We start from the raw sequence: 24,913 nt of genomic DNA, 5'->3' as shown, positions 1-24,913 counted from the left end.
GGAAAATTATGGTAACCAAAGCAAAGGCTAAAACCAATGCAACTTTAAATAGCTGTACGCCAACGACATGTACTTGTGAAGAGTTATGGTCTGTTTCTCAACAGTTTTGCCTAAAACGTTTAAGCGAAGAAGTGTCAGCAAACTCTTACAATTTTGTAGACAGTTATAGCGTAAGAGCCAGACAGATCGCAGGCACCTATGCACGATTTTATTTGGAAACTGAAGAAAACGGTGATCCAAGTAAAAAAGGCCGCTTTTACTGGATGGCACTTGGGGCCTTTGCGAGCAAAACTGTAGCTTGTACACTAGAGCATTGGACGCTTACGTCAACTAAGCATGGCATTGTAGTCACTGCTAGTGATTGGTTTGGCCAAGGCAATTTTTGGCTGTTCCAAGATATCGCAGGATGGCATCATTACTATAGTAGATTTGGATCAACAGTTTTTTTCAACTGTATAGATAAGCGCAATACAAGTACGCTCGTTCCTGAAATAAAATCAGCTATTGATAAAACAGACTGGGCAGCAGAATCTTTACCCAAAATCAATAATCTTAAAAGTAATGACTTTATAAAAAAAGGATTTAATGAAGTTAAGAAATTTGAGAGATTTCCTTCAACTGCAAATAATAAATCGCTAAGAGCAATAGCTCAATATCAAAATGTACTAATTATAGCTGAACATGAACAAGGTGAGATTTTACAGCCTTTAATATACGAAGGCTGGAGAAACAGGCGTGAAATCGATTCAATGGAAATGTTTAGTTGGTTTGCGCCTGATGTTGCCTTGTTTTTTACTAGCAACTGTTCATCGAGTATTGAAAAATATACCGCAAGTGCGCCTGAGGGTACTGTTGTTTATGACTATGAAAGTCGCATGGACTGGATTAGAAAGGTCGCTGAAAAATTTCATGGGCTAATGCAAAATGAGTCTACCTATATGGAAATACAATTGCAAACTATGGCAGGCTGGTACAACAAAGCAGACCGTTGGGTCAATTTTAATTAGATAAGTAGATGAGTATGTTTAAACAATTAACTTATTTTATTTTTTATATCTCCATTATTTTAACGGCTACTTCTTGCCAAGCCGAACCAGAGGTCACTATGCCTGATAAACCGTTAGAGATTGTTTTAAATACAACTGCAAAAGCATTGTATGAGAGAAATCCTGAATATACAGCGTTTCAAGAAAACGATGCTCAGCCTATGGGAGTTACGTTTCAAGGGTATGACTTTCCAAGATACAAAGAGCCTACTGTTGCTATCAAATATCCGAACGGTCAGATAAGTATTGATGGTGTTATGTCAATTTTGGCTTATGACAATACTAAACAGCAAAACTATAAACTCTCTAAGATCAGTCTTGGATTTTTGTTTGATCACAAAGTAAGTGGCATAACAGACGAACGCGCTTATAAAGAGATGATGTCTTTATTTAAAAAGTTAAATAATAAAGGTTGGATGCATGCAAAAACTTTAAGTGAACCTCGTTTAAGTCCCGAGGACAGCTTTACATTCGCCACTAAAGAAGATGGATATGCCTTCAGTCTTAATTATACTTATCCATTAAGTTTTAAACAGTGGTTGCAGCTCGATGATCTTCAAACATGGCAGCTTCGCCATGGTGCAGACACCTTTTTAAATATTAGAATGAATAGACAAACAGACTCATCTACAGGTAAGCGTCATTACCTGATTAGTTCAGAGATTTTCAATGAAGTAGAGCCACTACAACAAGTCGTTCCGAATGATTATGTCGACCCCTTGACTAAAGAATATAGTAAGCTTTATGACAAATTACCCGAAGCTAGACTCTTTATTGAAACTGAAGCTATCAAAATGGGCTTAGATATACAACAATACCAACCCGACTACACTCTACCCCTTGTACTAGAAAAAACAGGTATCGACACTGGTAAGTTTGTATCTATCGATTCCTATAAAATAACCTACGAGGAGTTTATCAAGCGTCAAGAGGCTGGCGAAGACATGACGCCTTATTACGAGAACTAGCCTACCGCTAAACCCGAAATTACCAGTCAAGCCAAAGGACGTTGCCTAGCCAATCAGCCTTGTCCTAAATCTGGCTACTGGTTCACTTTAGCTAAAGAGAACAGCCGAGCTTACTTTAAACAAGGTGACATCATGCCTGACTACCCTAACAATAACTGGGGCGAGGTGATTTGGCAATTTGATGGTGATAAAGGATAATTTATTATTATGTCTACTTGACAGCCTTCGGGTGGTTTTTATCATAATTTAGCATACAAACTCTAATCACGACCACCCTTTGCAAGCAATTGATGCCACCGCTAGCCCTGATTGCAGCGGATATCCTTTACTGATCACAGGATTGCAGGCGCTTAGACAGAGACGTTATCGCAGCGCAGGAACGGCACGGTCTTTAGTGCCTGATCTTGCGTGCCGTCAAGATAGCAGCGAAAAGCAGGAATGGCTACAGTAGTCACTAACTTAGGCAAGCATGTCTATATATAGAAGAGGAGTAAATAGAACGACCCTAGGCTTGTATATATTGCCATACAATGACTAATATAGCGGCGGCGATAGACCATGCCACAACGCCCAATAGCAGAGCCTTGTACAAGCTCATATAATTAATACCAAAAAAGACCACGAGCGTATAAATCAGATGCGGTATGACGCCTAGCATACTAAAGATTAACGCGACCTTTAAGTCTGCACCGCTACGTTCAGTACCAACGATAAAGTGACTAATAAGCGTAAAGGTTGGAAAAAGCGGTGCCAAAGCCGCCAAATAAAAAAAGCGCGTCTGTGCGAAAAGCTGTATCAACAATACCATGAGCGCACCAATAATCATCTTTACCCAGATCATAATGAGGTGCCTCCCCTTATCACGTTATATATAGTCGATCCACTATAAAACAAACACAGTGCTACTGGGATGAATTTTGCGCAGCCTCTGGGGACGCAGCACGCAAGGAAAATTTATACCAGTAACACGCTGACATAGCTGTATTCTTTTTATTTAGGATTAACTATATCACTAACAGAAGCATAGCTCAGTTTGTCATGACACAATAGCCTCTATATAGAATTTGATCAGTAATATCTACGATAAACCCTATTTAGCTCAGGACTAAATAGGGTTTTTGAATTGTTCGATGCATTAAGTACCTGCTCGTTATTGCAGGGCCTTAGTGATATCAGCAAGTAGCGGCGGGATATCGTGCTTATCGGTTATCACCTCTAGCATTACCAGTTTATCCGTCGTTGCCGCCGCTGTCTGTAGTGCAGATTTTAGCTCGCCTGCTGTTTGGGCTCTTAACGTTAAGCTATTGGCCTCATTACCACCAAAGGCTTGCAGCATTACTTGCCAATCACAATGCGGAATATCATTATAAGGTTGGTTCTCACCATGTATCGCACGCTCAACGGTATAGCCGTCATTGTTAACCAGTATGATAAAGGGGTTGATGCCTTCTTTGAGCATGACCGCGATATCTTGAATCGTTAATAGTGCCGAGCCATCGCCTATCAGTAGTACGCTGCGTTTGTGCGTGGAAGCAATCCCAGCGCCGAGGCTAGCGGGCAAAGTATAGCCAATTGAGCCCCACATCGGTTGTCCGTAGCACGTCACTCCAGCAGGCAGGCGCGTATCGCTAATACCAAAATACGCCGTTCCTTGATCAGCGAATACTAGATTGTTATGGGTCAGACCTTTGGCGATGATGTGCCATAGGTCGTCTTGACGTATCGCTTCGCTATCTGCGCCAATCTGCTCGTGAGGCGTCATAGGCTCACATAGTGGCATAGGTATGATATTGATACCTGAGGTCATCACCTCGTGTACAGCTTGCAAGCTGTCCTTTAGTGCGATTGGGGCAAAATTTTGCCCACCTATGCTGGCGCGCTCATAGTGCAAATCAACCACTGATTTTTCATCAATATTTTGGCTAAATCCTGCGGTCGTCGTATCCGTATAATTGACCCCAACTTTGATCAAGCATTCGCAGTTCTCAACTGCATCTTTGGCGACAGGTCTGGAGGCAACACCTGAGTAGGTGCCCACCCAGCGCTCGCCTTGTTCATCGAGTAAGCTTTTGCCCCATGACAAGGTGGTATAAGGCACATCGGTATCAGAGATTAAGGCTTTAAGCTCCTCTTGTAGTCCCAAACGATGCACCATTAGATCAGCCATCAAGGTGGTTGTTTTATTGGGTAAAAAATCAGTTAATGCTTGTTTAAATGCGCTCAGTGCAGCAGCGCTTGTGATATCTTCTTGACTATCATCTAGCTTGGTCGTTGGTGGATAGATCGGCAGCTTTGCCACATCGGGTGAGAGCATTAAGTAGCCTGGACGATGCTTTTTGAGGGTCATGCGTATCACTCTGTCAATCTCTGATGCCGCATTTTCTGGAGTAATCTGCGCACGCGCGACAGTTACAGGTTCAACCATCTTGATAAAGTGATTGAAAACGCCATCGCCCAAGGAGTGATGAATACGGCTCTTGGCATTTTGCAGTGATGTCGCAGGGGCACCAACAATATGCAATACTGGCGCATACTCAGCAAACGAGCCTGCAGTCGCATTAATCGCCGACAGCTCGCCCACGCCAAAAGTAGTCACCATCGCTGCAAAGCCACGCTCGCGAGCGTAGCCGTCTGCAGCATATCCTGCGTTTAGCTCATTGGTATTGCCGACCCAACGCAGCTTGTCCGAGGCTATGATGTTATCTAAAAATGATAAGTTGTAGTCGCCTGGCACGCCAAATACTTCAGAAGCTCCTGCTTCTGCTACTCGGTCAAATAGATAATCAGCAATAGTATAAGGTTGAGTCATGTTTGTTGTCCTTGTTTTATAGTTCTAGCATTAGGGTTATAAGTGTAGTTGCAGCTTTAAAGCTGTTTTGTACTTCACAAATATTATGGAATACTTATTATAAAAATATGTTATACCATAAGACAATCTTGAAGTCACACGTGGTTTGATGACTGAGATAATTTATACAAAAATTATTGACAGACTAATAAATATACGTATAATATGCTGTCATCATCTGGCGATGCTTAGGTATGGCTAATACGATGATTTAGCGGGAATAGCTCAGTGGTAGAGCATAACCTTGCCAAGGTTGGGGTCGAGAGTTCGAATCTCTTTTCCCGCTCCAAATTTGCTTTGATAAAGCACAAAAGCCTCACTACTCTTTATATGAGCGGTGAGGCTTTTTTTTGTCCGATCTTTAAGGGTTGTAGAAGATATTTCGAAATATCTTTTCTGTTTTAGTTAAGTTTAGCTACTTAATCGAAAAGCTCGTTTTCGGTATGGTGCCCATTTGGTGCCCAAACCGTGCCTCACTTCTTATATCAAAAGCTCGTTTCAATCGTTAAAGTTATAGTACTATTAGAGTCGACTATCAACACAGTCCATTCTAATTAATGATAGATTGAGCCATTCATGAACTTTATAGATGTTGAACCCACGCTAGAAAACTACTGGCGAGCTATTATTTTGTTTGGTAGAAACACGGCTTCTTATAAATTCGCGCTTGCCAAAACGTTAATCGATGTCAGTTTGGAGAGAGATTCTGATTTAATTTCACTGGAAGATTTAGCACTGCCCTACGCCACGCATCTTTGTGAACATCTAAAACATAGCCCTAAACAGAGCACTTTTGGTAGTAGTAAGTTTATCAATGCTTGCATTCAATTTAACCATCAACAAATCAGCGAAGACGAACTCATTGATATCACGAATAAAGAAGGATTTAAATACGTTTTGAACGCTTTTCATGTGGTCAATACCAAAGCGGTGCAAGAACGATTCTATGATGTGATTAATGAAGCGTTTTTTATTGATGAGCGCAAGCATAATAAAGGAATACGTCTAACAGATAACTTGTTTAAATTATTCTATGTGTTTGATCACTCGGCTGAAAACCTCAATTTTGAGACAGAATCACGTTGGAATTTGGTTGAAAAAGCATGGGAACTTAATTTAAATAAAAATTTAATTGCGGTCGAATTTGACCAAGATACCAAACAGCTATTTACTCAAGATACTAAACATCGCCGCATTGATATCACCAGTTCAAGAGGCGCATTAAACGGTTATCAAAAGAGTAGATGCTTTTACTGCTTTACAGAAATCAGCGTTGCTCCTAATGACTCGATGCTAGCAGACGTTGACCACTTCTTTCCGCACACTTTAAAACCCCAAGTAGCAACCGCTGGTTGCTGTCGTCCAGTTAATGTCGATGGTGTTTGGAATCTAGTACTTGCTTGCTCTTATTGCAATCGTGGTATAGACGGTAAATCTGCTCAAGTCCCTAATATTGAATTATTAAAAAGACTGCACACACGCAACGAATATTTGATTGGCAGTCACCACCCCTTACGTGAGACTTTGATCAATCAAACGGGTAAAAATGAAAAGACGCGTCAACAGTTTTTGCAAAAGTCTTTTAACTTCTCAAAAGAACATTTGATTCATGTTTGGCACCCTAAACAACAAGGCTGTAGTCTTTTCTGATAATAGTCAGCGATATATAACCTATGATAAACCAATCAAATACCCTAGCCTTTTATAACAGCAATGCACACTCATTCATTGAGCAAACCATCGATGTAAATATGCGTCTACTATATCAACCCTTTATAAATAACCTGCCTGTTAGACCACCAAACCAACAAAAAATACTGGATTTAGGCTGCGGTTCAGGTCGTGACAGTATACATTTTGCCAGTTTAGGCTTTAATGTTACTGCTATTGATAGTGGCTCGGCATTACTTGACCTTGCAAAAGCGGCTGCTCAAAAGCGCATGGACTATCAAGATACGATTGAGTGGCATTGTGCTAGTTTTCAAGACCTTATCCAAAAAGACTGGCAACGTCAATTTACCGCTATCTGGGCATGCGCTTCATTGCTTCATGTGGCTTATGATGAGTTGCCTGAATTAATAGATGGATTACTACACATGCTTACAGACGATGGTGTGTTTTACGCATCATTTAAATACGGTAATAGTGAGCGCGTGAAAGATAGTCGCTTTTTTTGCGATATGAATGAAAAACGCTGGGAAACTATCAAGCAAAAAACCAACCATGAATTCAAAGACGAAATTTGGCTTACTGATGATCAAAGAGCAGATAGAGATGAAAAGTGGTTTAATATTATGATTAAGCGATGATACACTTAAATTCTTACATTAAATAATTTAATATGCTTATTTAGGCTATATTGTATGTGAATACTGCGATTATACTTGCCTGATTGAAGTACCTATACATGTGAGCATAATTTTTGTCAGACAAATAAGTATTACTTATAAGAAAAGCCAGACAGCTTAAGTTGTCTGGCTTAGTTGTATGCACCATCTTTTAAAACAGCTCAGAGCTTTTATGTATCTATAAACTCTAACGCCTAGGTTCTATAAAGCACCTTTACCACATGCCAGCCAAACTTGGTCTTGACTAAATGCGGGATAAACAGCTCGCCGTTGAAGCAGACTTTATCAAATGGCCCTACCATATCGCCTTTTTCAAACTCGCCTAAGCTGCCACCTTTTTTACCTGATGGGCAGGTTGAATGCTTCTTAGCCAGCACATCAAACTGAGCGCCTTTTTTAAGCTTAGCAATAATCCCCTCAGCCACTTCTTTGTCTTTTACTAAAATATGTAATGCGCTAGCGGTACGAGCCATAATATAAACCTTTTATAACATATTGATTATCAGAGCATTGTATCACTACTTACTTTGGGTGCTGACCTAACTGGTATGATCGATTCGAAATAAAATCGATACGCTAATATTATCAGTTTTATAGTGAGTCAACTATGTACTCTATTTTAGGGTCACCCATAGCTTGAACGATATGTTGTACCTGTAAAAAGCGATTTACAAAGGACATTTTTTAATAATTCTCTAATATAATTATGTATCAATGCCTCTACGAAGATAGCTCGTCTAAAACACTTAATAGCTCATAAAACCGCTTGCGTAGCACCCGCAGCCCGCTCAATTAATAGATCCACTGGGGCGTCAGGACTCAAAGTGCCAAAGGCTAAGCCATGCTCATTTGCAAGCCTAGAGCGACAGAATATCGTTGCGATTTCAGTATTGTCAGTGAGTAGCAAGATAGACGCTTGTAGCATTAATGCTAGGCGCTCAATCACGTAACGGCTACGGAACTCCAAGGTTTGAGTATCCTCAAAACGCCCTGTCAGACGCTTGAGTTCAGCATCATAATCAGAGTTTTTACCTGCTGCTTTTTGCAGCTCTGTGAATAGTGCATCGCGAGTTTCGGGCTCTTTTTTTAATGCTCGAAGCACATCTAGACATTGTACATTACCACTGCCTTCCCAAATTGAATTGAGCGGTGCTTGTCTGTAGAGACGCGGCATAATAGTTTCCTCCACATAGCCATTACCTCCTAGACATTCTTGCGCCTCATTGACAAGGACAGGAGTGCGTTTGCATATCCAATATTTGCCAATGGCCGTGGCGATACGCGCAAGGGCGGCTTCATGAGGGTCGTGGTCGATGCTATCAACCGCGCGAGCAATACGCATAGTTAGGGCAATCGCAGCTTCTGACTCTAAGGCTAAATCTGCCAACACATTACGCATAATAGGCTGATCAATGAGTAGCTTACCAAATGCCTCGCGCTGGCTGGTGTGATGAATAGCTTGAACGATAGCTTGACGCATTTGTGCTGATGAGCCAATCATACAGTCGAGTCGGGTTAGCGCTACCATTTCAATAATTGTCGGGATACCGCGACCTTCTATGCCCACTAACTCGCCAAACGCTTCTTGAAACTCTACTTCTGATGAGGCATTTGACCAGTCGCCTAATTTGTCTTTTAGGCGCTGTACTTGGATAGCATTGCGCGTGCCATCAGGACAAAAACGCGGTACTAAGAAGCAGCTAAGACCATTTTCTGACTGGGCCAAAACAAGGTGAGCGTCACACATTGGCGCTGAGAAAAACCATTTATGACCGATAATTTTATATGAGCCGTCCTCTTGTAGCGTAGCTTTCGTCGTATTACGACGTAAGTCTGAGCCGCCTTGTTTTTCTGTCATTCCCATGCCCATAGTACAGCCTAGCTTCTCCTCCATAGGTAAGCTACGCGGATCATAGTCTGAAGATAACAACTTAGGTAACCATTTATCGGCCAGTGTAGGCGCATGTCGTAGTGCAGCAATTGCAGCATAGCTCATAGACATCGGGCACCCAAACCCGGCCTCAGGCTGTGACCCTAAATACATCACGGCGGCGCGTGCCACGTGCGCGCTACTGCGCTCTTCATTACGCCAGGCAAAATTGCTCATGCCATACTTCATGCCCGCCCTCATCAAATCATGGTAGGCTGGATGAAACTCTACTTCATCTATACGCCGTCCATAACTGTCAAAGTTTCGCAGTTTAGGCTTGTTCTCGTTAGCCAAAAAACCGCTAGTGATCAGCTCACCACCAGTAAGTGCACCAAACTCGCTCAAATGATTCTCTGCCCAAGACGCGCCCTCTCGAGCCACTGCTTCTTTTAGCGCTATGTCTGTTTCCCATGCATTATAATTGGCTAAGGCATAAGGCTGATTTTGCACCTCATGAGTATGAAATTGATTTACAATTGACATAATGGTTATCTTCCTTGGTTTTAAATGGCCTATCCTAGGCTTTAGTAGTCAGTATTATAGTCTCGTCTTAAAATGCAACGCATCTGTTTTATCCAGTAATGATTAGATAGCGATATAAGCGTAGGCTAATTCATATAGTATTCAATATGTAGTGAGGCTTTTTTGCTTAACCTTAGAACAACAGGTTATCATTGTCTCTAAAGCGTTCTGTATAATAGAAAATATACACCCAAATACATATCAATAATCAGGTAAATCTTATGGCAAAACTAGAATCAAACACTGAATTAGAAGCCGCGGCATTTCGCCGCTTGCTCGCCCATTTAGACGAGCGCAAAGATGTACAAAATATTGAGCTGATGAACCTTGCTGACTTTTGTCGCAACTGTCTATCCAAATGGTACAAAGCGGCTGGGGAGGAGCGCGGTATTGATATTGATTATGAAGATGCGCGTGAGCTTATCTACGGTATGCCCTATTCTGAGTGGAAAGAGAAATATCAGCAAAAAGCAACACCCGAGCAATTAGCGCGCTTTAACGAGATTGAAGCTGCAAAAAACAAGTCTGATGAAGACAAACAATAGTTACTCGCACTCTATACCCTAATTTTGACACGCACCCTAAGACACACCAATCACTCAACCTTGCCGCGACTTTAGCGGCTTTCTATAGATTTAAGTATGCTGCTGAACCCTACGGTTCCTTGTTTTTGCATTTGACGGTCAAATAGGCGACCGATCAATGGCAATGGTAACATCAAGCGACCCTCAGATACCCAAGTGACGTGTGTGGTGCCGTCCCCTAAGTCTTTTAGATCAATGACACCTTTATCATGTTGCATTTTCATCGGTCTAGATTTCTCGATTTTGTATTGCATATGAGTAGGACGCTCAAATGCCTTGATTCGCTCCCAAAATTTAACAGGCCCGGTTTGAATCACGCGTAAAGCGCCGACACCATTTCGCTCCTCGCTACCTTCCGTTACTAGCTTAGCAGCCCCAACCGCTTTAAATGACCCATAACTAGCATGGTCGCTGAGTGCTTCAAACACGTCGTTAATCGGTTTTTTGACGATACGTTCTACTTTTATTTTAAACATACTATTATCTCGTTAAGATTAAAATTATTTAGCTTATTGCCATCTCAAAACTTAATTAAGCAACCACACTTTAAGAATTAATTATCGTGAAGAGCGCTTAGACCCTCGGCCTTTAGCAGGGCGTTTGCCATTGCCAGCAGGTTTGCCCTTGCCACCTGAATGCTTACCGCGACCAGCAGGACGCCCATCCCTACCCTTTGAACCCTTAGGGTTTCTAGCGCCCTCTTTAGAGTGTTTATTATCCTTTGCGGCGCCCGTTGATTTAGAAGCCGATTTTGATGTATTGCTACGAGATTTTTTTCGTGGGCCGTTGCGAGACTTTTTACCTGCATTGCTATCTTCTGAAGACGACTCTCCAATAGATTTAAGCAATACAGATAACTCTTTTTCGGTCAGATCTCGCCAGTCGCCAACGGGAATACCCTTGAGGCTGACATTCATAATTCGCGTACGCTCAAGCTTGACGACGTCATAGCCAAAATGCTCACACATACGGCGGATTTGACGGTTCAGCCCCTGCACTAAGGTAATATTAAAGACGGTGGGCGCAACCTTTGTCACGGGGCACTTCTTGGTCATCTGCCCTAGTATAGGGACGCCACCTGCTAAACCCTCAATAAAACTATCGGTTATCGGCTTATTCACCGTCACCAAATACTCTTTTTCGTGATTATTGCCCGCGCGCAGTACCTTGTTGACCAGATCGCCATTATTGGTCAAAAAGATTAACCCTTGCGAGTCTTTGTCCAAGCGGCCAATGGGGAAAATACGTAAACTATGCCTCACAAAATCGACAATGTTGTTTTTCTCTGAAGCTTCAGTGGTGCTGACAATGCCAACGGGTTTATTTAAAACGATAAACACAAAATCATCGGGCTCTCGCGGCTCGATAAGTTGTCCATTCACCTTTACCGCATCTCCTGCGCTCACTTGCGCGCCGACTTGCGCGCGCTTGCCATTAACGTATACATTACCTTGTTCGATAAAGCGATCAGCGTCGCGCCTAGAACATATACCGCTTTCGCTAATATATTTATTTAATCGAGTCGTGGTCGCGTTAAACATAGAGCACCGTTTTGTCTAATTAAAAGCTGTTTTGTTAAAGAGCCTAAATCGAATGAATCATCATAAAGGAGATTGCATTATATAGGAAATTTGGTGCTTACCTCAGCAGAGACCAGTAGCACTCAACGTGCATCTAGAATGGTTGATTATCAAAACCAGCCTTTTTCTAATAATTGCTCGGTATTACTGACGGTAAACTCAGTATGCAAGTCATAAAACGTGCCTGCATCTTCAACCTTATCGAGCAACTCTCGTTTGCTAAGCGCTACAAACATTGCTAGCGAATAAGCGGCGCAGTGGATAGACTTTTTGGGATTAAACGTAATATCGGTAAAAGCTTGATACTGCATAACCTCATCATGAAGCTGCGTATTTTGCTTGAGCGCATTGATGTATAACCAGTCATAAAATACAGTCAAAGGCTCTATGCCCCACTCCATACCGAAATCATTGTAGCCAATAAGCTGACCTGAGTGATGCAAGCGCTCGTCCTTTTTAGCTTGTCTTGGCGCAGTAGTAAGCAAATCTGTAAAAGGGCCACCACGCTCAAATACTTTACTCGCCTGAAAGATATTCTCGACACTATACTGCCCGCCGCTATCCTCGTCAGTGAGTTGTAGGCTGAGTGGACTGAGCAAAAAGCTCAGCTTATTACCTGATTTGCTAGACATCTCTAAGACATTGCTAAAGCCATATTTTTTGCGGATGACTTGATGCAAATCATTGATAGATTTTTTCTTTTGGCGACTGGCAAACCCAACATGGCGCTCTACTCTCACCATATCTGTTTTGACCAAATTGTCACTATTGACTCTTGGCATAAATACCGGTTTTTGTTCTACAGCGTTGTGTTCCATAGTTGATAATCTTTATTTTATAGCGTTGGGCATTATAGCAAGAGTTCGGTTTGAGTGTTCTTATATGATGATTTTAGACACTAAACACCAAAAACCACAACCTCATCGCCCTCCGCCCACGGCTGATACTTGGTCATGACTTGCAAAAATAGAGTGTGTGCCAGGCAATGATTCAGCCAGCGCTGCACATTTGGATAGGGCAATTCATAAAAAGTATTGCGATCGACATGAGCGAATTGACGCACAAAAGGCATAATAGCAATGTCAGCAAGCGTTACTTTATCTGCTAACAAATACAAGTTCTGCGTAAGTAGCTCCTCTAAAACTTGCAAAAACGTCTCGCCTTTTTGCCGATATTCAATTTGGGTCATTTCAAGATGACGATCTGCGTATTTGTAGCGATCCAGCCAGTGCTTAAACTCATGATCATTTTGATCGATCAGCGTATTGGCTTGCTGCAACACTTGGGCATCAAGCAAATCTTGCGGATCATTTTGCGCAAGCGCCCACTCCATGATCTCCCTACTCTCTTCAATCACTTGACCATCGCTCAGTTGCAATACAGGGACTGTACCCTTTGGGCTAATCGCTAGCATCTGCGCGGGTTTATCCTTTAGTACGATTTCTCGCAGTACAACTTGCTGCTCTGAGAACAAAATACCAAGCCTCGCCCGCATGGCATAAGGGCAGCGGCGAAAGGAATATAAGAGTGGCAAGGAAGCAGTCATAATCAGTCTCACGGTTGAAATACAAAAAAGACCTCACCAGTCTAGCAGGCAAGGTCTATTTATTGAGTGTTATTTATAAGAATAAGAGTCCTAAAGCGATTATCACGCCGCTGACAAGCAATACAATGACGCAAAAGCCCATGATATCTTTGGCTTTGAGTCCAGCAATGGCTAATGCTGGCAGTGCCCAAAATGGCTGAATCATGTTTGTCCAAGCATCGCCCCATGCCACCGCCATCGCAACGCGCGAGGGGTCGCTCCCTAGCATGTCGGCCGCCTCTAACATAATTGGTGCTTGTACTGCCCACTGCCCGCCGCCTGATGGCACAAAGAAATTGACCAGCCCTGCGCTCAAAAAGGCAAAAAGCGGCAGCGTCTGCTCGGTTGAGACACTGACAAAAGCCTCAGACATTAACCCCGCCAACCCGGAGGCCGCTTAAACACTAGGCGCTATCGGTCTTTTTTTGCTGGACAGTAAATTTATAGTCATTAGTCGCATCGAGCAGCAGTTTGGTATTATCAAATTGAATATTAATGTCATCTCGCAAGCTGTATTTGGGCAAGGCGTGTAAGTTGGGGTTTAATTCATATTTGATCTGCGCGGTATCCTCGGCGAACAGCTCATAGGGCATCTCGAGTACTGTGAACAGCTTAGCTAAAAACGCATCGGCAGTAAAGTATCCGTCCCTATAACTACCGTCAAGCCCAAGGTATTGATTGGACAACACATGACGCAGGCGCTCGCACGCTGGCAAGGTATGTTTGGTAGGATAACCCATGGCTTTTATGATGTCCTGCGCGCGTAGCTCAAGTGTCTCTATTTGACTGATCGCATACTGTGCAAGAGGATGACGCGAACGATATTGGCGTGTGTATTTGGCGTGAGAAGTGCTGTGGTTCATGATAGGTGATACCTTATCCTATGACTCCGGCAAAATAATAAAATTAGGCACAAATGAGGATGTCGGAGTACAGGCTCATGCGCTTTACCAGAATTGTTTTGTATCGTGCTGGAAGTTGCAAGGATTGTCCGTATTTATAGCGGCGCAAACCTGTTAAACCCACGATGTGCACATAGTAACAAGGGTAACTACGACTGTCTAGAGCGTAAAAGTTACTCTAAGGTAAACCTACTCAGCGTCATCTATTAGCGCGTTTAGCGCATCAATCATGTCATCATCAATAATGTGGTCTTCGATATAATCAACCAGTTGATGTACGGTCGCCAGATCCATCTCTGTAATGCCTAAGCGGGCAAGGTCTTCATTGATGGACTCTAAACTATCTAGGTTATCAGGGTTATCTAATAGATGCTCCTCAAACCCAGCATGGACAAGCCAGTATATCTTCTCAAGGACCGTGTCTCTTTCGGTCAATGTTGAGTATCCATCGCCTTGAACGAACAAATTAAAATGATAAGGTATCTTGACATCATTGATAAAAAACGTACGCATACAGTCTATCGTGTAGGCTTGGTTGTCTAAGCTTTCATGGCTTTCTTCGTCTGCGTCTACTTCAATCTGCTCTGTGACTAAGCTTCCTACTATTTGATACTCGCCTGTTTTTACCTTGTGATTATAAATAATCGTCGCGTCCGCTATGGCATCAAAGATCACGGCGCTGACATCTAAAGTGTTGTCATCGATATTATAAAAACGCTTTAGCGCGGGCAAAAACTCGGTCAGCTCGTCCTTGGGTACGGGAATAAGGAACTGCTGCTCGTATATCTTGATCATGTCCTCAGGTGAGTACGTATTGACGCCGTCTTTGTCATCTCTGCCCGTAGGATTGAGCGGTACAAAATTATAAGGGTTATTATTGGACATGTAAGATGCCTGTATCTAAAAGTTTATGGTTATCGATTTGAACGGTGATTCGCTTGGATGCAAATTTATGAGGGTATTATCGCTTATCTAGCGGCTTTTGGATATACCGACTGTAGTAATGGCAATATAGGCTTGTGTTATAGGCAGACGCTTCGCTTCAAACTACTACCCATATTTAGGAACTGTATTACTATTATCCTAGAAACCTATATAGACCAAAAAAGAAGTCATCAGATATCACAAAATCGGACATTCAGTTGTTATATAATAGCCTTTAAGTGGCTTTAGCTTAGTACTTGAGAGATGACCTGACAATGAGTCAAGTTAGAGTCCAGCCTACTCAACTATGAGACCTGTTCATGAAAATTACAGATAACTTCTTGCAAGAAATCCTTGAAAATAGGAAGTTTAAAAAAGACTTCATCCATCAGCAAAATAAGATTGCAGCACTGACTCACTTTTTGAATAATACAAATAACTTATACTCTGATCACTTCAAAGTTGAAGCATTTGACTTTTTAGAGGCCGTATTATCATGGAAGTTTCCTAATGAGACCATATCTGAGGATTTAGTTGAAAATGTCATGAGTTCACTTGAGAACAATGTAAACATAGACTACCCATTCCTAGCGCCTGAGAACCCGAAATTTACTTTTATAGATTTATTTGCTGGTATTGGTGGTTTTAGATTGGCATTGCAAAACCTTGGCGGCAGTTGTGTTTTTTCGAGTGAGTGGGATACTTATTCAAAGCAGACCTATAAAGCCAATTTTGGAAAGTTACCCTTTGGTGATATTACCCTTCCTGAAACTAAGGCTGCCGTCCCTAAGTCATTTGATATTTTATGTGCAGGTTTTCCTTGTCAGGCGTTTTCTATCGCTGGCAAAAGAGGTGGATTTGAGGACACTAGAGGGACTCTTTTTTTTGACGTCGCTGAAATTATTGCCAAACACAAACCTAAAGCTTTTTTCTTAGAAAACGTTAAAGGTTTGACCAACCATGATAAAGGGAGAACCTTAGCAACCATATTAAATGTGCTAAGAGAAGATCTTGGATACTATGTGCCAGAACCAAAGATAATGAATGCAAAAGACTTTGGAGTACCTCAGAACCGAGAGCGCATATTTATAGTGGGTTTTAGAAAAGACTTAAATATAAATTCATTCCAGTACCCTGAGCCACTGTCTTTGGATACTTGTGTTAGCGATATTATTGAAGAAAAAGAAGTGTCTGTTAAATACTATCTATCCAAACAATATCTATCTACATTAGTAGAACATAAAAAACGACATGCCGATAAAGGTAATGGTTTTGGTTATGAAATTTTAAACAATGACGGTATTGCCAATGCAGTCGTTTGTGGTGGCATGGGACGAGAACGTAATTTAGTATTAGACAATAGATTAACCAACTTCACACCCGTCACTAATATCAAAGGTGAAGTAAACCGTGAGGGTGTCCGTAAAATGACACCGAGAGAATGGGCAAGACTTCAAGGCTTTCCAGACAGTTATAAACTTGTGGTTTCAGATGCTCAGGCGTATAAACAGTTTGGTAACTCGGTAGCAGTTCCAGCTATTCAAGCAACCGCTAAACAAATACTTAATACTTTGGAAATACAATGACGGTAAAAGGCAATATCGGTGAATGGAGCGAGATTTATACCCTCCTCAAAGTGTTAGGTGAAGAAAAACTTTATGCAGGTAACGAATCGCTGGAAAAGCTAGAAGATATCGTTTACCCAGTAATCAAAGTCTTAAGAACAGAAGCAAGCGGAGATTTTGAATACCAAATCAATCAAAACATAGTATTCATATCCTCAAATGGAAAAGAGCTATTGAGATTACCTGCCGAAGAATTTACGCGAAAAGCACAGATAACTCTTAAGCAAGTTCTAAATAATAAAAAACTTAAAAACACTACTTTTGCTATTCCAGAAATAGAATCGTTTATGGAGCAAATCCACTGTAAATCTTTAAAAGCATCATCCACTCAAAAAACCGATATCACCATCGTGATTCACGATGAAAAAACCAATCAACAACCTGTCCTTGGCTTTAGTATCAAATCGCAGCTTGGCAGCCCCTCGACTTTATTAAACGCCGGGAAAACTACAAACTTTCGCTATAAAGTTAATGGGTTAACAAGCACTCAATTAGCTGAAATAAACGCCATTGAGGGTCGCAAAAAAATTATAGACAGGGTCGCAAAAATAAAAATACTGGGTGGTATTCTGACGTTTGATAAAATCTTAAATAGCACCTTTTCAAATAACCTCATATTAATTGATAGCCTTTTGCCCCAAATAATCAGTGAGATGCTTCTTAGTTTTTATACTAAAGACTCATCTACTGTAGCTGACTTGGTTCAACTGATAGAAAACTCAAACCCTATCGGCTTTGATAATTCAAATGAACACCGTTTTTACACCTACAAGGTAAAAAAGATGCTTACCGATATGGCATTAGGTCTAACACCTGCTAAGGTTTGGACTGGAAAATATGATGCTACTGGCGGGTACTTGGTGGTTAAAGATGATGGCGAGGTACTTTGCTATCACCTTTATAATAGGAATGACTTTGAGGACTATTTGTTTACTAATACCAAACTAGAAACAGCAAGCACGACAAGATATACTTTTGGCAGTATTTATCAAGAAGGTGAGGATTTATATTTTAATTTGAATTTACAAATCCGCTTTATAAAATAGCTTCAATGTCTCAACATTCAATGAATCTTACTATCTTGGATTACTTCATAAAGCAAAATGAGAGGATCACCTAGGTATAATTTAGTTTGAAATTATAGTATTACTAATTTTTTATAAGACCTGATTCAATTGTATAAAAAACAAGCCATGCTATGATTAACGATAACGAACACTGCTTATCAAGGAAGATAGATGAATACTACAAATACAGAGGCGACTAGTCAAAGCGCCAACGAGACCAACAAGCCGTTTATCATTAGAGAAAACAGCGCTGATAGTGTTGTCACTTTGACACTTAATCGTCCTAAACAGTTCAATGCGTTGTCGGTTGATATGCTCAACGCTATGCAAACCGAGCTTGATGATATCGCGCAAGATGAAAAGGTTCGCGTGGTCGTCATCGCCGCTACGGGTAAGGCATTTTGTGCTGGTCACAATCTCAAAGAGATGCGCGCTCATAGCGATGAGGCCTTTCATAGAGCACTGTTTAAGCAGTGTAGTCAGATGATGCTAACTCTAAACCGTATGCCGCAAATCGTCATTGCAAAAGTACAAGGCATTGCAACGGCGGCAGGTTGTCAGCTGGTCGCTGCTTGTGATTTGGCAGTCGCCTCAGACGATTCTAAGTTTGCGACTTCTGGGATAAATGTTGGACTGTTCTGTTCCACTCCCGCCGTTGCAGTCAGTCGTAACCTCTCTCGCAAGCAAGCCTTTGAGATGCTGATTACAGGCGAGTTTATCGATGCCGATACTGCTATGAGACAAGGGCTTGTCAATCGCGTGGCAACAGCCGATCAGCTGGACGCCGCGCTACAATCCTTGATCGATGCTATCACTAGCAAATCCTCTGTCGCCATCAAAACGGGCAAAGATATGTTCTACAAGCAGCTAGATATGGATCTGCCGCACGCCTATGAGTACGCGGGCAAGGTGATGACTGGTAACATGATGGCGAACGATGTTAGCGAAGGTATTGACGCCTTTATTCAAAAGCGTCATGCGGTGTGGACAGGACATTAGTGCTTTGTCTTTATTAACAATATTTTTAACTATAGCCCTTTAGGCAAGCTTTGTACCCCAAGGCTTGCCGCCTCGACAGCACCTGCGAGATATCCCGAAAAACTTGGCGACCACTCACTACCTATCCCTGTCAGACTATCCGCCCATATACCTGATATTGGCTGAGATTGAGGCGCTTGTGGATGCTGACCGTTGCTACTGGCATCGGCTAGCGTCGCGGTAAATGAATCTTGTGCCCAATCCTTGAGATATTCAGACTTTGGCGCGCCTGCTTGCTCACCAAATAAACGTACCAGTTGCGTGCGGCAATGCTCTTTTAGTACCTCAGTTGAGACGCTTTGACGGACAGATGCAGGTACGCCTACAAAGCCAAATAGCGCGCCGCTGCCATCCATGATAGAGGCATCATGAATCTCAACCATTGGTCCTTGCGAGCTACGAGCAGCGCCAGAGAGACCGTGCCCGCGCCAAAAAGGGGTATCATAAACCGCAAAGTATTTGGCATGAGGCGCCATCCAAGTCGCGGTATTGCGCCACTCATCCCTCAAGTCCGTCGGCAACTCAGGTTCAAAGGTAATACTGGCTTCGACCAAACGAGGTGGCAGTGCCAATAACACTTGCTCTGCTTGCCATATTTTCACTTGCCCTACCTTATCTTCACTCGTTATTCGCGCAAAACCATCCGTATAATCAAGGCTTTTCACTCTCTGACCTGTGACTACTTTTGAAGGATCAAGGCGATGATATAAAGCGTCGATCAAGGCCTTCATGCCACCTTTAATACGCATAGATGGCGGTGAGCTTTTATACCCTAATGTACGCATAGCAGGCTCGTTAGGAGCGCGCTCGATTAATGTATCACCCTCTTCAAACTGTGCAAAAGTCTCAAGCTCTAACTCATCGACCAGAGCACTTAGCTGCGGCTGAAACTCAGGCCAAAACCAAGAGGGCCCTAAATCGAAGCTATCTACATCTTTTGCATTATCAGAGCCAAGATGTTGTGAAGTCGTCTGCTCAGAGTTTGAGTCTCTTAAGAGTCTATTATCTAAAATACGACCACCCAGAGTAGGACGCGCTTCTATCAAGACATAATCGATACTTTGTTTCTCTAGTAAATAAGCGGCGTATAGACCACTTAACCCGCCCCCAATAATAGCTACAGGTATATTTGTCATATTTATTTTTCTTGTATTAAAGGTCTCAAATCGTAAATGTGAAAATCGAGCTCATTAAACGTCCAAATCTTCGACATCTGCGCCAATCACTTGTGCTAAATGACCCGTCTTAAGATAGACGGTAGCGCCTTGCGACCCTGCTTTTATCGACGACGACGTAGCTGCGGTAGCTGTGGGCATACGTATCCAACTGTCTTTATTATAAGTTTGATGCCCTTCTATAAGCGTACCTTTGACAACTAATAGCTCTGCGCCGCCTGTCGTCAATTGGGCAAGTAGATCATCGCTGAACAAAACCTCATCTGCACCCAAACGCTGCAAGCTGACCTGCTCACGGTTGTCTAAAGAGTGCTCACTTGAATATAAAGGACAAACTTCCCGGCTGCCGACGCGTTGCCAGTTAGCGTTATCGTACGTGTCGATAGCGACATGACGATTTTCTGATGCTAGCATCTGTCGCAGCTTAACAAAGATAATCGCTCCTTCATCGCTAAAGGGAGTGTGACCTGACGCTGGTGGATTACGCAAGTACCAGCCTGCAGGGTAATGCTCGTCATCGGCTGAAAACGTCCCTGACAATACCAAAATCTCCTCGCCGCCTGGGTGCTGATGACGGGGAAAGTGAGAGCTTGGCGCATAACGCACAAGACTCGTCGCGCGCGCTTTTTCCGCGCCTACGCGATCGAGCATCACGCGCTCAACGCCGCCTTGCGGGGACTTTACCCACTGGTGTTCTTCAGACGGTAGCTCAGCACGACGCGAAAAATCTGCATTAATTAACATAGGATAGTATCCAAATTTGAGTTAAGAGAAGCCAGCTTAGAAGTCTACCTTGCCGCGTAGCGCTTTGGTTTTGCCGCGCTGGGTCTTTTGATCGACGCGTTTACGTTTAGCATTTCTGCTAGGCTTAGTGGGTCTGCGCGCCTTGGCGACTTGGGTTGCTTGCAAGATAAAGGCTTTAAGACGTTCAAAGGCATCTATTTTGTTACGCTCTTGGGTGCGGTACTGCTGAGCTTTTAACACAAAAATGCCGTCTTTAGTCACTCTGCTATCTTGACTAGCGAGCAAGCGCTGCTTTTGAGAGTCGCTTAGACTTGAGGCGTTAATATCAAAGCGTAAATGTATAGCAGACGAGACTTTATTGACGTTTTGCCCGCCTGCTCCTTGTGCGCGAATAGCACTAATCTCGACCTCACTTTCACTTAGGCTAATGGTATTACTGATAAAAATCATAATTGTCTTTTATTGGTTTGAATATTTGGTATATGGGGCATTATTTGATAATAATCTACGCTATTTATGCAATTGTGTAACTTCAGATGTAAAACTTAACTAATAAAATAACGAATTATACTAAGTCAAAAAGCACCTTATCAGGTGCTTTTTTGTGTCTGCTTATTTTACAGAGTTACTCTAATACCTGTCATTGTTTTTGGTATCCATTATCATTTATCAAAGATGATTGGGTATATATCGCCGCTTGTCTTGTGCAATCACCAGTCATCTCTGACCGACTACTTTTGTAGCGATTTCTGCTAAAATATTCAGCGAATAAAATTAGCTATAAAAAAGGATTTTACATGCGCTTGGCCTCAGTGTTTCAAAAAATGCATGACCGTACGCCAAAGCTTGGCAAAGCGGTCTCACTGGCGACGGCGACTGGTGTCATTTTGGGCAATAGCTTTGCAGGTAGCATTCCTGTTTGGCTTATGGGCGCAACCAAAATCATCACTGGTGCTGATGTCGCTGACAAAGCAGTCATCAAAATCGCCAATCACTGGATTAAAAGTAATAATGCGGTAATCGATACGGTACTCCCCAAGAAAGACTGGCGTATCCAGCTGCCAGAGGATGTCGATACCAGCGGTAAGTACTTGCTCGTGAGCAATCATCAATCTTGGGTTGATACCAGTATCGTGCAGTACATTAGCCAAGACCGTCTGCCCCTGACGCGGTTTTTTACCAAATTTGAGCTGATATATATCCCTATCGTCGGTCAGACCTTTTACTTTTTGGACTTTCCGATGATGCGCCGTCACTCCAAAAAACAAATCGCCAAAAACCCTGCGCTACAAGGCAAAGACATCATTGAGGCCAAACGTGCCTGCTCACTGCTCAAAGACAAGCCTTTTACCTTGCTCAACTATTTGGAAGGCACGCGCTTTACTCAGGCTAAGCGCGATAAACAGAACTCCCCTTACACCCATTTGCTCAAACCGCGCGCAGGCGGCCTCGCTCTTGCTATCAACGCTTTAGGCGATGAGATAGACGGAATACTGGATATGACTATCGTTTATCCTGATGGCATTCCGACCTACGCTGATTTATGGCAAGGCAACATTCAGCGCCTAAGCGTCGATGTGCGCTACCTTGAGGTGCCTGATAATTTGGTCGCTGCTATTCAAAACGGTGGTTACGAGGAGGATGAGGACGTCAAAGCGCAGATGTTTGCTTGGGTTGAGCAGATATGGCAAGACAAAGACGCGCGTATTAATGAGATGCTTGCTAAGTTTGAAGAGTAAATTTTTTTTGCAGAGTAAGTTTTTTAGACCTAGATTGAGTAGTTTTATACACAAAAAAGCCCTTTATCTCTCGATAAGGGGCTTTTGTTTATTGCACAATCATAATTACTTGATACGCATGTCACCGGTCTCAACAAAACGCTGATGCCATGACAGTGCCTCATCAAGAATATGCGGCGTATGCAGTGGACCTGACTTCTGAGCGCGCTCATAGTAGTCTTGAAGCATTGGGCGATAGTCTGGATGCGCGCAGTTATCGATAATGAGCTTAGCGCGTTGACGCGGCGATTTACCACGCAAATCAGCAAATCCTTGCTCAGTGACCAAGAACATTACATCATGCTCAGTATGGTCGTGGTGCGATACCATCGGCACGATAGCAGAGATCGCGCCGCCTTTAGCGGTTGATGGACTCACAAAGAATGAGAAATGCGAGTTACGGGTAAAATCACCTGAGCCGCCAATACCATTCATCATCTTGGTACCCATGATGTGCGTCGAGTTGACGTTACCATAGATATCCCCTTCGATCATGGCATTCATAGCGATAATACCTAGGCGGCGAATGACCTCAGGATGGTTGGTAAATTCTTGTGGGCGTAAAATAAGCTTATTACGCAAAAAGTCAATATTGTCATTAAAGCGCTGCAAAGCATCTGGGCTAAAGGATAATGCCGTTGCCGACGCTGATGCCATCTTGCCGCTTAATACTAGATCTAGCATACCATCTTGCAACACTTCGGTATAACCCATCAAATTATCAAACGGGCTGTCTTGTAGACCCATCAACACAGCATTGGCAACGTTACCGACGCCTGACTGTAGTGGCAGTAAGTTCTTTGGCAGGCGACCTTGTTTGACTTCATGATCCAAAAACTCAATGATCTGTGAAGCGATCGTTTTAGAGTTTTCATCAGGATCAGCAAATTTACTATTGCGATCAGGCGCATCCGTCATGACAATACCGACAATCTTATCCAGATCACACTCTAAATAAGGTGTACCAATACGGTTGGCAGGATCGACGATAGGAATCGGCTGACGATGAGGCGGCGCACCAATGTCATCAGGGATGTCATGCATGCCCTCTAATTTCATACTTTGGCGCGAATTGACTTCGATGATGACTTTTTTGGCAGTTTTCAGCCATTGATTATTGGTACCGATACCCATCGATGGAATAATCTTGCCTTCAGGCGTAATAGCAGTCGCTTCGATTAGCGCAATGTCCATATCGCCATAAAAGCCAAAACGTACTTGCTGCTCAAAGTGTGACAAATGCATATCGACGTAATGCGTGTTGCCCGCGTTGATATTGTTGCGCATAGCAGGATCAGATTGAAACGGCGCGCGAAAGTTAACACAGTTAGCTTCTGCCAAAACACCATCGCAGTCGTGAGCGGTAGATGCACCCGTTAGCATACCGATACCGAACTCTTCGCCATTGGCATGAGCTTCTTTGGCACGGTTAGCGATCGCCGTTGGTACAAACTTAGGGTAGCCTGCGCCTGTGAATCCTGCGATACCCAAGGTCATACCGTTTTTTACAAATGAGGCAGCCTCTTGGGCCGACATAATCTTATCGCGTAAGCCTTCGTGTTGTACGCGGTCTTCATGATTGTTAGAGCTCATACTAGTATCCTAATAACGTCCATATTAAAAGTAACCCTCAACTAAGGGAGGGCGTCTGAAAGATTTGTTAATGCAATATCTTGAACAACTTTGCGCCAAAATACAAGCGCAGTGGCATAAGTATACTCGATTTTGGCATTTTTAAGGACACTTAAGTCGGTAAAATTTCGATGATGAACCCTAGTTAACCAACAAAGTAGCAAGCAACTCATCAATCTCAACCTTAAACTCTTTATCTTCAATCTTGTTCGCAGCGACTTTAGCATTTTGAAGGCTTTGTATCGCCGCCGCTTTATCCTCTTTTTCGATCTGCAGTACTGCCATAGAGTAAGCGATAGAGGCTAGATGATCTTTTGAATTCATCGCTGTCGCCTTAGCTAGCGCTTTGTCATAAATGACCAGCGCTTCATCCAAATCTGCGGTAAAGTCAGCCAGCGTCTCCCACTGCTCAGGATGATCCTTTGGCGTGTCCTCGTTATCTATGCAAAGGGCGTTAAGCTCGCGATAGAGTGTATCAAATTGCAGCTGATCTCCTATGCGATCAGCCTCAAGCAAGTCCTCTGCCAAGGCATAAATGGCTTTATAAATTTTGGTATTGATCATGCTTATTGCCCTTTTTTTAGTCTACAGATAATAATACTGATAGCGCTTACATC

25 protein-coding genes and 1 tRNA gene are annotated in these 24,913 nt (G+C 42.7%); 10 read left to right on the top strand and 16 right to left on the bottom strand.

Features of this window, described 5'->3' with window-relative positions; genetic code table 11:
* Window positions 1-8: 8 nt before the first annotated feature.
* Complete coding sequence (locus ACR64J_RS05030) at window positions 9-1,007, top strand: DUF2515 family protein (RefSeq protein WP_435950782.1); 999 nt, start codon at window positions 9-11, stop codon at window positions 1,005-1,007.
* 14 nt (window positions 1,008-1,021) lie between these two features.
* Complete coding sequence (locus ACR64J_RS05025; RefSeq protein WP_435950781.1) at window positions 1,022-2,014, top strand: hypothetical protein; 993 nt, start codon at window positions 1,022-1,024, stop codon at window positions 2,012-2,014.
* 505 nt (window positions 2,015-2,519) lie between these two features.
* Here ACR64J_RS05025 and ACR64J_RS05020 read toward each other — a convergent pair.
* Together ACR64J_RS05020 and ACR64J_RS05015 are read right to left on the bottom strand one after the other, a co-directional pair.
* Window positions 2,520-2,855: a GlpM family protein gene (locus ACR64J_RS05020; protein WP_435950780.1), complete on the bottom strand. Its 336-nt coding sequence runs from the start codon at window positions 2,853-2,855 to the stop codon at window positions 2,520-2,522.
* Between the two features lie 309 nt (window positions 2,856-3,164).
* Window positions 3,165-4,823 (bottom strand): alpha-keto acid decarboxylase family protein, encoded by a 1,659-nt coding sequence (locus ACR64J_RS05015; RefSeq protein ID WP_435950779.1) that lies wholly within the window; start codon window positions 4,821-4,823, stop codon window positions 3,165-3,167.
* 253 nt (window positions 4,824-5,076) lie between these two features.
* Here ACR64J_RS05015 and ACR64J_RS05010 point away from each other — a divergent pair.
* The 3 genes from ACR64J_RS05010 to ACR64J_RS05000 all read left to right on the top strand — a co-directional run bounded on the left by ACR64J_RS05010 (window position 5,077) and on the right by ACR64J_RS05000 (window position 7,171).
* Window positions 5,077-5,151: transfer RNA gene (locus tag ACR64J_RS05010), tRNA-Gly, on the top strand.
* A 287-nt stretch (window positions 5,152-5,438) separates the two neighbouring features.
* Window positions 5,439-6,512: an HNH endonuclease gene (locus tag ACR64J_RS05005; protein ID WP_435950778.1), complete on the top strand. Its 1,074-nt coding sequence runs from the start codon at window positions 5,439-5,441 to the stop codon at window positions 6,510-6,512.
* Between the two features lie 23 nt (window positions 6,513-6,535).
* A complete protein-coding gene (locus tag ACR64J_RS05000; RefSeq protein WP_435950777.1) occupies window positions 6,536-7,171 on the top strand; it encodes a class I SAM-dependent methyltransferase in 636 nt (211 codons plus the stop codon).
* A gap of 233 nt (window positions 7,172-7,404) precedes the next feature.
* Here ACR64J_RS05000 and ACR64J_RS04995 read toward each other — a convergent pair whose 3' ends face one another.
* Both ACR64J_RS04995 and ACR64J_RS04990 read right to left on the bottom strand, forming a co-directional pair.
* The gene (locus ACR64J_RS04995; RefSeq protein ID WP_435950776.1) at window positions 7,405-7,683 is read right to left on the bottom strand and encodes a peptidylprolyl isomerase; all 279 of its coding nucleotides are present in this window, start codon (window positions 7,681-7,683) and stop codon (window positions 7,405-7,407) included.
* Window positions 7,684-7,964: 281 nt separating this feature from the next.
* Window positions 7,965-9,623 carry an isovaleryl-CoA dehydrogenase gene (locus ACR64J_RS04990; RefSeq protein ID WP_435950775.1) on the bottom strand — a complete coding sequence of 553 codons (1,659 nt, stop codon included), beginning with the start codon at window positions 9,621-9,623 and terminating at the stop codon, window positions 7,965-7,967.
* 260 nt (window positions 9,624-9,883) lie between these two features.
* Here ACR64J_RS04990 and ACR64J_RS04985 point away from each other — a divergent pair, with 260 nt between their 5' ends.
* Window positions 9,884-10,207, top strand: coding sequence for a DUF1244 domain-containing protein (locus ACR64J_RS04985; RefSeq protein ID WP_435950774.1), 324 nt, complete (start codon window positions 9,884-9,886; stop codon window positions 10,205-10,207).
* 71 nt (window positions 10,208-10,278) lie between these two features.
* Here the strand turns inward: ACR64J_RS04985 and ACR64J_RS04980 are convergent, their stop codons facing one another.
* The 7 genes from ACR64J_RS04980 to ACR64J_RS04950 all read right to left on the bottom strand — a co-directional run bounded on the left by ACR64J_RS04980 (window position 10,279) and on the right by ACR64J_RS04950 (window position 15,198).
* Complete coding sequence (locus tag ACR64J_RS04980; protein WP_435950773.1) at window positions 10,279-10,722, bottom strand: SRPBCC family protein; 444 nt, start codon at window positions 10,720-10,722, stop codon at window positions 10,279-10,281.
* An 81-nt stretch (window positions 10,723-10,803) separates the two neighbouring features.
* Window positions 10,804-11,787: a 23S rRNA pseudouridine(2604) synthase RluF gene (gene rluF / locus ACR64J_RS04975; protein WP_435950772.1), complete on the bottom strand. Its 984-nt coding sequence runs from the start codon at window positions 11,785-11,787 to the stop codon at window positions 10,804-10,806.
* A 149-nt stretch (window positions 11,788-11,936) separates the two neighbouring features.
* Window positions 11,937-12,644 carry a DarT1-associated NADAR antitoxin family protein gene (locus tag ACR64J_RS04970; protein WP_435950771.1) on the bottom strand — a complete coding sequence of 236 codons (708 nt, stop codon included), beginning with the start codon at window positions 12,642-12,644 and terminating at the stop codon, window positions 11,937-11,939.
* Window positions 12,645-12,724: 80 nt separating this feature from the next.
* Window positions 12,725-13,372, bottom strand: a complete 648-nt coding sequence (locus ACR64J_RS04965; RefSeq protein ID WP_435950770.1) for a glutathione S-transferase — start codon at window positions 13,370-13,372, stop codon at window positions 12,725-12,727.
* Window positions 13,373-13,445: 73 nt separating this feature from the next.
* Window positions 13,446-13,784 (bottom strand): TIGR00366 family protein, encoded by a 339-nt coding sequence (locus ACR64J_RS04960; protein WP_435950769.1) that lies wholly within the window; start codon window positions 13,782-13,784, stop codon window positions 13,446-13,448.
* A 31-nt stretch (window positions 13,785-13,815) separates the two neighbouring features.
* A complete protein-coding gene (locus tag ACR64J_RS04955) occupies window positions 13,816-14,274 on the bottom strand; it encodes a hypothetical protein (RefSeq protein WP_435950768.1) in 459 nt (152 codons plus the stop codon).
* A 228-nt stretch (window positions 14,275-14,502) separates the two neighbouring features.
* Window positions 14,503-15,198 (bottom strand): hypothetical protein, encoded by a 696-nt coding sequence (locus tag ACR64J_RS04950; RefSeq protein ID WP_435950767.1) that lies wholly within the window; start codon window positions 15,196-15,198, stop codon window positions 14,503-14,505.
* 359 nt (window positions 15,199-15,557) lie between these two features.
* On the opposite strand from ACR64J_RS04950, the gene ACR64J_RS04945 reads away from it, so the two are divergent.
* The 3 genes from ACR64J_RS04945 to ACR64J_RS04935 all read left to right on the top strand — a co-directional run bounded on the left by ACR64J_RS04945 (window position 15,558) and on the right by ACR64J_RS04935 (window position 18,928).
* A complete protein-coding gene (locus ACR64J_RS04945) occupies window positions 15,558-16,823 on the top strand; it encodes a DNA cytosine methyltransferase (protein ID WP_435950766.1) in 1,266 nt (421 codons plus the stop codon).
* Entirely contained in the window at window positions 16,820-17,908 is a 1,089-nt protein-coding gene (locus tag ACR64J_RS04940) for an HpaII family restriction endonuclease (protein WP_435950765.1), read from the top strand. The genes ACR64J_RS04945 and ACR64J_RS04940 overlap by 4 nt, the downstream gene beginning before the upstream one ends.
* Before the next feature lie 192 nt (window positions 17,909-18,100).
* The gene (locus ACR64J_RS04935) at window positions 18,101-18,928 is read left to right on the top strand and encodes an enoyl-CoA hydratase (protein ID WP_435950764.1); all 828 of its coding nucleotides are present in this window, start codon (window positions 18,101-18,103) and stop codon (window positions 18,926-18,928) included.
* A gap of 29 nt (window positions 18,929-18,957) precedes the next feature.
* Here ACR64J_RS04935 and ACR64J_RS04930 read toward each other — a convergent pair whose 3' ends face one another.
* The 3 genes from ACR64J_RS04930 to arfB are packed head-to-tail and all read right to left on the bottom strand — an operon-like array spanning window position 18,958 to window position 21,336.
* Entirely contained in the window at window positions 18,958-20,103 is a 1,146-nt protein-coding gene (locus ACR64J_RS04930) for a flavin monoamine oxidase family protein (protein ID WP_435950763.1), read from the bottom strand.
* Window positions 20,104-20,157: 54 nt separating this feature from the next.
* Window positions 20,158-20,886, bottom strand: coding sequence for a cupin domain-containing protein (locus tag ACR64J_RS04925; RefSeq protein ID WP_435950762.1), 729 nt, complete (start codon window positions 20,884-20,886; stop codon window positions 20,158-20,160).
* Between the two features lie 36 nt (window positions 20,887-20,922).
* Window positions 20,923-21,336 (bottom strand): alternative ribosome rescue aminoacyl-tRNA hydrolase ArfB, encoded by a 414-nt coding sequence (gene arfB / locus ACR64J_RS04920; protein WP_435950761.1) that lies wholly within the window; start codon window positions 21,334-21,336, stop codon window positions 20,923-20,925.
* Between the two features lie 347 nt (window positions 21,337-21,683).
* Between arfB and ACR64J_RS04915 the strand changes: the two genes are divergently transcribed.
* A complete protein-coding gene (locus tag ACR64J_RS04915; RefSeq protein ID WP_435950760.1) occupies window positions 21,684-22,625 on the top strand; it encodes an acyltransferase in 942 nt (313 codons plus the stop codon).
* Between the two features lie 105 nt (window positions 22,626-22,730).
* On the opposite strand, the gene ACR64J_RS04910 is transcribed toward ACR64J_RS04915, so the two are convergent.
* A complete protein-coding gene (locus tag ACR64J_RS04910; protein WP_435950759.1) occupies window positions 22,731-24,257 on the bottom strand; it encodes an acetyl-CoA hydrolase/transferase family protein in 1,527 nt (508 codons plus the stop codon).
* Between the two features lie 180 nt (window positions 24,258-24,437).
* Window positions 24,438-24,860: a tetratricopeptide repeat protein gene (locus ACR64J_RS04905; protein WP_435950758.1), complete on the bottom strand. Its 423-nt coding sequence runs from the start codon at window positions 24,858-24,860 to the stop codon at window positions 24,438-24,440.
* Between the last annotated feature and the right edge of the window lie 53 nt (window positions 24,861-24,913).

Origin of the sequence: Psychrobacter sp. DM8, assembly GCF_051307025.1 — a bacterium.
Classification (GTDB): Bacteria; Pseudomonadota; Gammaproteobacteria; order Pseudomonadales; family Moraxellaceae; genus Psychrobacter.
Note: the sequence above shows the minus strand (reverse complement) of the source record. Positions and strands in the feature narration are given on the sequence as shown.

Excerpts from the sequence above, each read along its gene's own strand:
- ACR64J_RS05030 (WP_435950782.1), top strand. The coding sequence starts at position 9 with ATGGTAACCAAAGCAAAGGCTAAAACCAATGCAACTTTAAATAGCTGT.
- ACR64J_RS05025 (WP_435950781.1), top strand. The coding sequence starts at position 1,022 with ATGTTTAAACAATTAACTTATTTTATTTTTTATATCTCCATTATTTTA.
- ACR64J_RS05020 (WP_435950780.1), bottom strand. The coding sequence starts at position 2,855 with ATGATCTGGGTAAAGATGATTATTGGTGCGCTCATGGTATTGTTGATA.
- ACR64J_RS05015 (WP_435950779.1), bottom strand. The coding sequence starts at position 4,823 with ATGACTCAACCTTATACTATTGCTGATTATCTATTTGACCGAGTAGCA.
- ACR64J_RS05005 (WP_435950778.1), top strand. The coding sequence starts at position 5,439 with ATGAACTTTATAGATGTTGAACCCACGCTAGAAAACTACTGGCGAGCT.
- ACR64J_RS05000 (WP_435950777.1), top strand. The coding sequence starts at position 6,536 with ATGATAAACCAATCAAATACCCTAGCCTTTTATAACAGCAATGCACAC.
- ACR64J_RS04995 (WP_435950776.1), bottom strand. The coding sequence starts at position 7,683 with ATGGCTCGTACCGCTAGCGCATTACATATTTTAGTAAAAGACAAAGAA.
- ACR64J_RS04990 (WP_435950775.1), bottom strand. The coding sequence starts at position 9,623 with ATGTCAATTGTAAATCAATTTCATACTCATGAGGTGCAAAATCAGCCT.
- ACR64J_RS04985 (WP_435950774.1), top strand. The coding sequence starts at position 9,884 with ATGGCAAAACTAGAATCAAACACTGAATTAGAAGCCGCGGCATTTCGC.
- ACR64J_RS04980 (WP_435950773.1), bottom strand. The coding sequence starts at position 10,722 with ATGTTTAAAATAAAAGTAGAACGTATCGTCAAAAAACCGATTAACGAC.
- rluF (WP_435950772.1), bottom strand. The coding sequence starts at position 11,787 with ATGTTTAACGCGACCACGACTCGATTAAATAAATATATTAGCGAAAGC.
- ACR64J_RS04970 (WP_435950771.1), bottom strand. The coding sequence starts at position 12,644 with ATGGAACACAACGCTGTAGAACAAAAACCGGTATTTATGCCAAGAGTC.
- ACR64J_RS04965 (WP_435950770.1), bottom strand. The coding sequence starts at position 13,372 with ATGACTGCTTCCTTGCCACTCTTATATTCCTTTCGCCGCTGCCCTTAT.
- ACR64J_RS04960 (WP_435950769.1), bottom strand. The coding sequence starts at position 13,784 with ATGTCTGAGGCTTTTGTCAGTGTCTCAACCGAGCAGACGCTGCCGCTT.
- ACR64J_RS04955 (WP_435950768.1), bottom strand. The coding sequence starts at position 14,274 with ATGAACCACAGCACTTCTCACGCCAAATACACACGCCAATATCGTTCG.
- ACR64J_RS04950 (WP_435950767.1), bottom strand. The coding sequence starts at position 15,198 with ATGTCCAATAATAACCCTTATAATTTTGTACCGCTCAATCCTACGGGC.
- ACR64J_RS04945 (WP_435950766.1), top strand. The coding sequence starts at position 15,558 with ATGAAAATTACAGATAACTTCTTGCAAGAAATCCTTGAAAATAGGAAG.
- ACR64J_RS04940 (WP_435950765.1), top strand. The coding sequence starts at position 16,820 with ATGACGGTAAAAGGCAATATCGGTGAATGGAGCGAGATTTATACCCTC.
- ACR64J_RS04935 (WP_435950764.1), top strand. The coding sequence starts at position 18,101 with ATGAATACTACAAATACAGAGGCGACTAGTCAAAGCGCCAACGAGACC.
- ACR64J_RS04930 (WP_435950763.1), bottom strand. The coding sequence starts at position 20,103 with ATGACAAATATACCTGTAGCTATTATTGGGGGCGGGTTAAGTGGTCTA.
- ACR64J_RS04925 (WP_435950762.1), bottom strand. The coding sequence starts at position 20,886 with ATGTTAATTAATGCAGATTTTTCGCGTCGTGCTGAGCTACCGTCTGAA.
- arfB (WP_435950761.1), bottom strand. The coding sequence starts at position 21,336 with ATGATTTTTATCAGTAATACCATTAGCCTAAGTGAAAGTGAGGTCGAG.
- ACR64J_RS04915 (WP_435950760.1), top strand. The coding sequence starts at position 21,684 with ATGCGCTTGGCCTCAGTGTTTCAAAAAATGCATGACCGTACGCCAAAG.
- ACR64J_RS04910 (WP_435950759.1), bottom strand. The coding sequence starts at position 24,257 with ATGAGCTCTAACAATCATGAAGACCGCGTACAACACGAAGGCTTACGC.
- ACR64J_RS04905 (WP_435950758.1), bottom strand. The coding sequence starts at position 24,860 with ATGATCAATACCAAAATTTATAAAGCCATTTATGCCTTGGCAGAGGAC.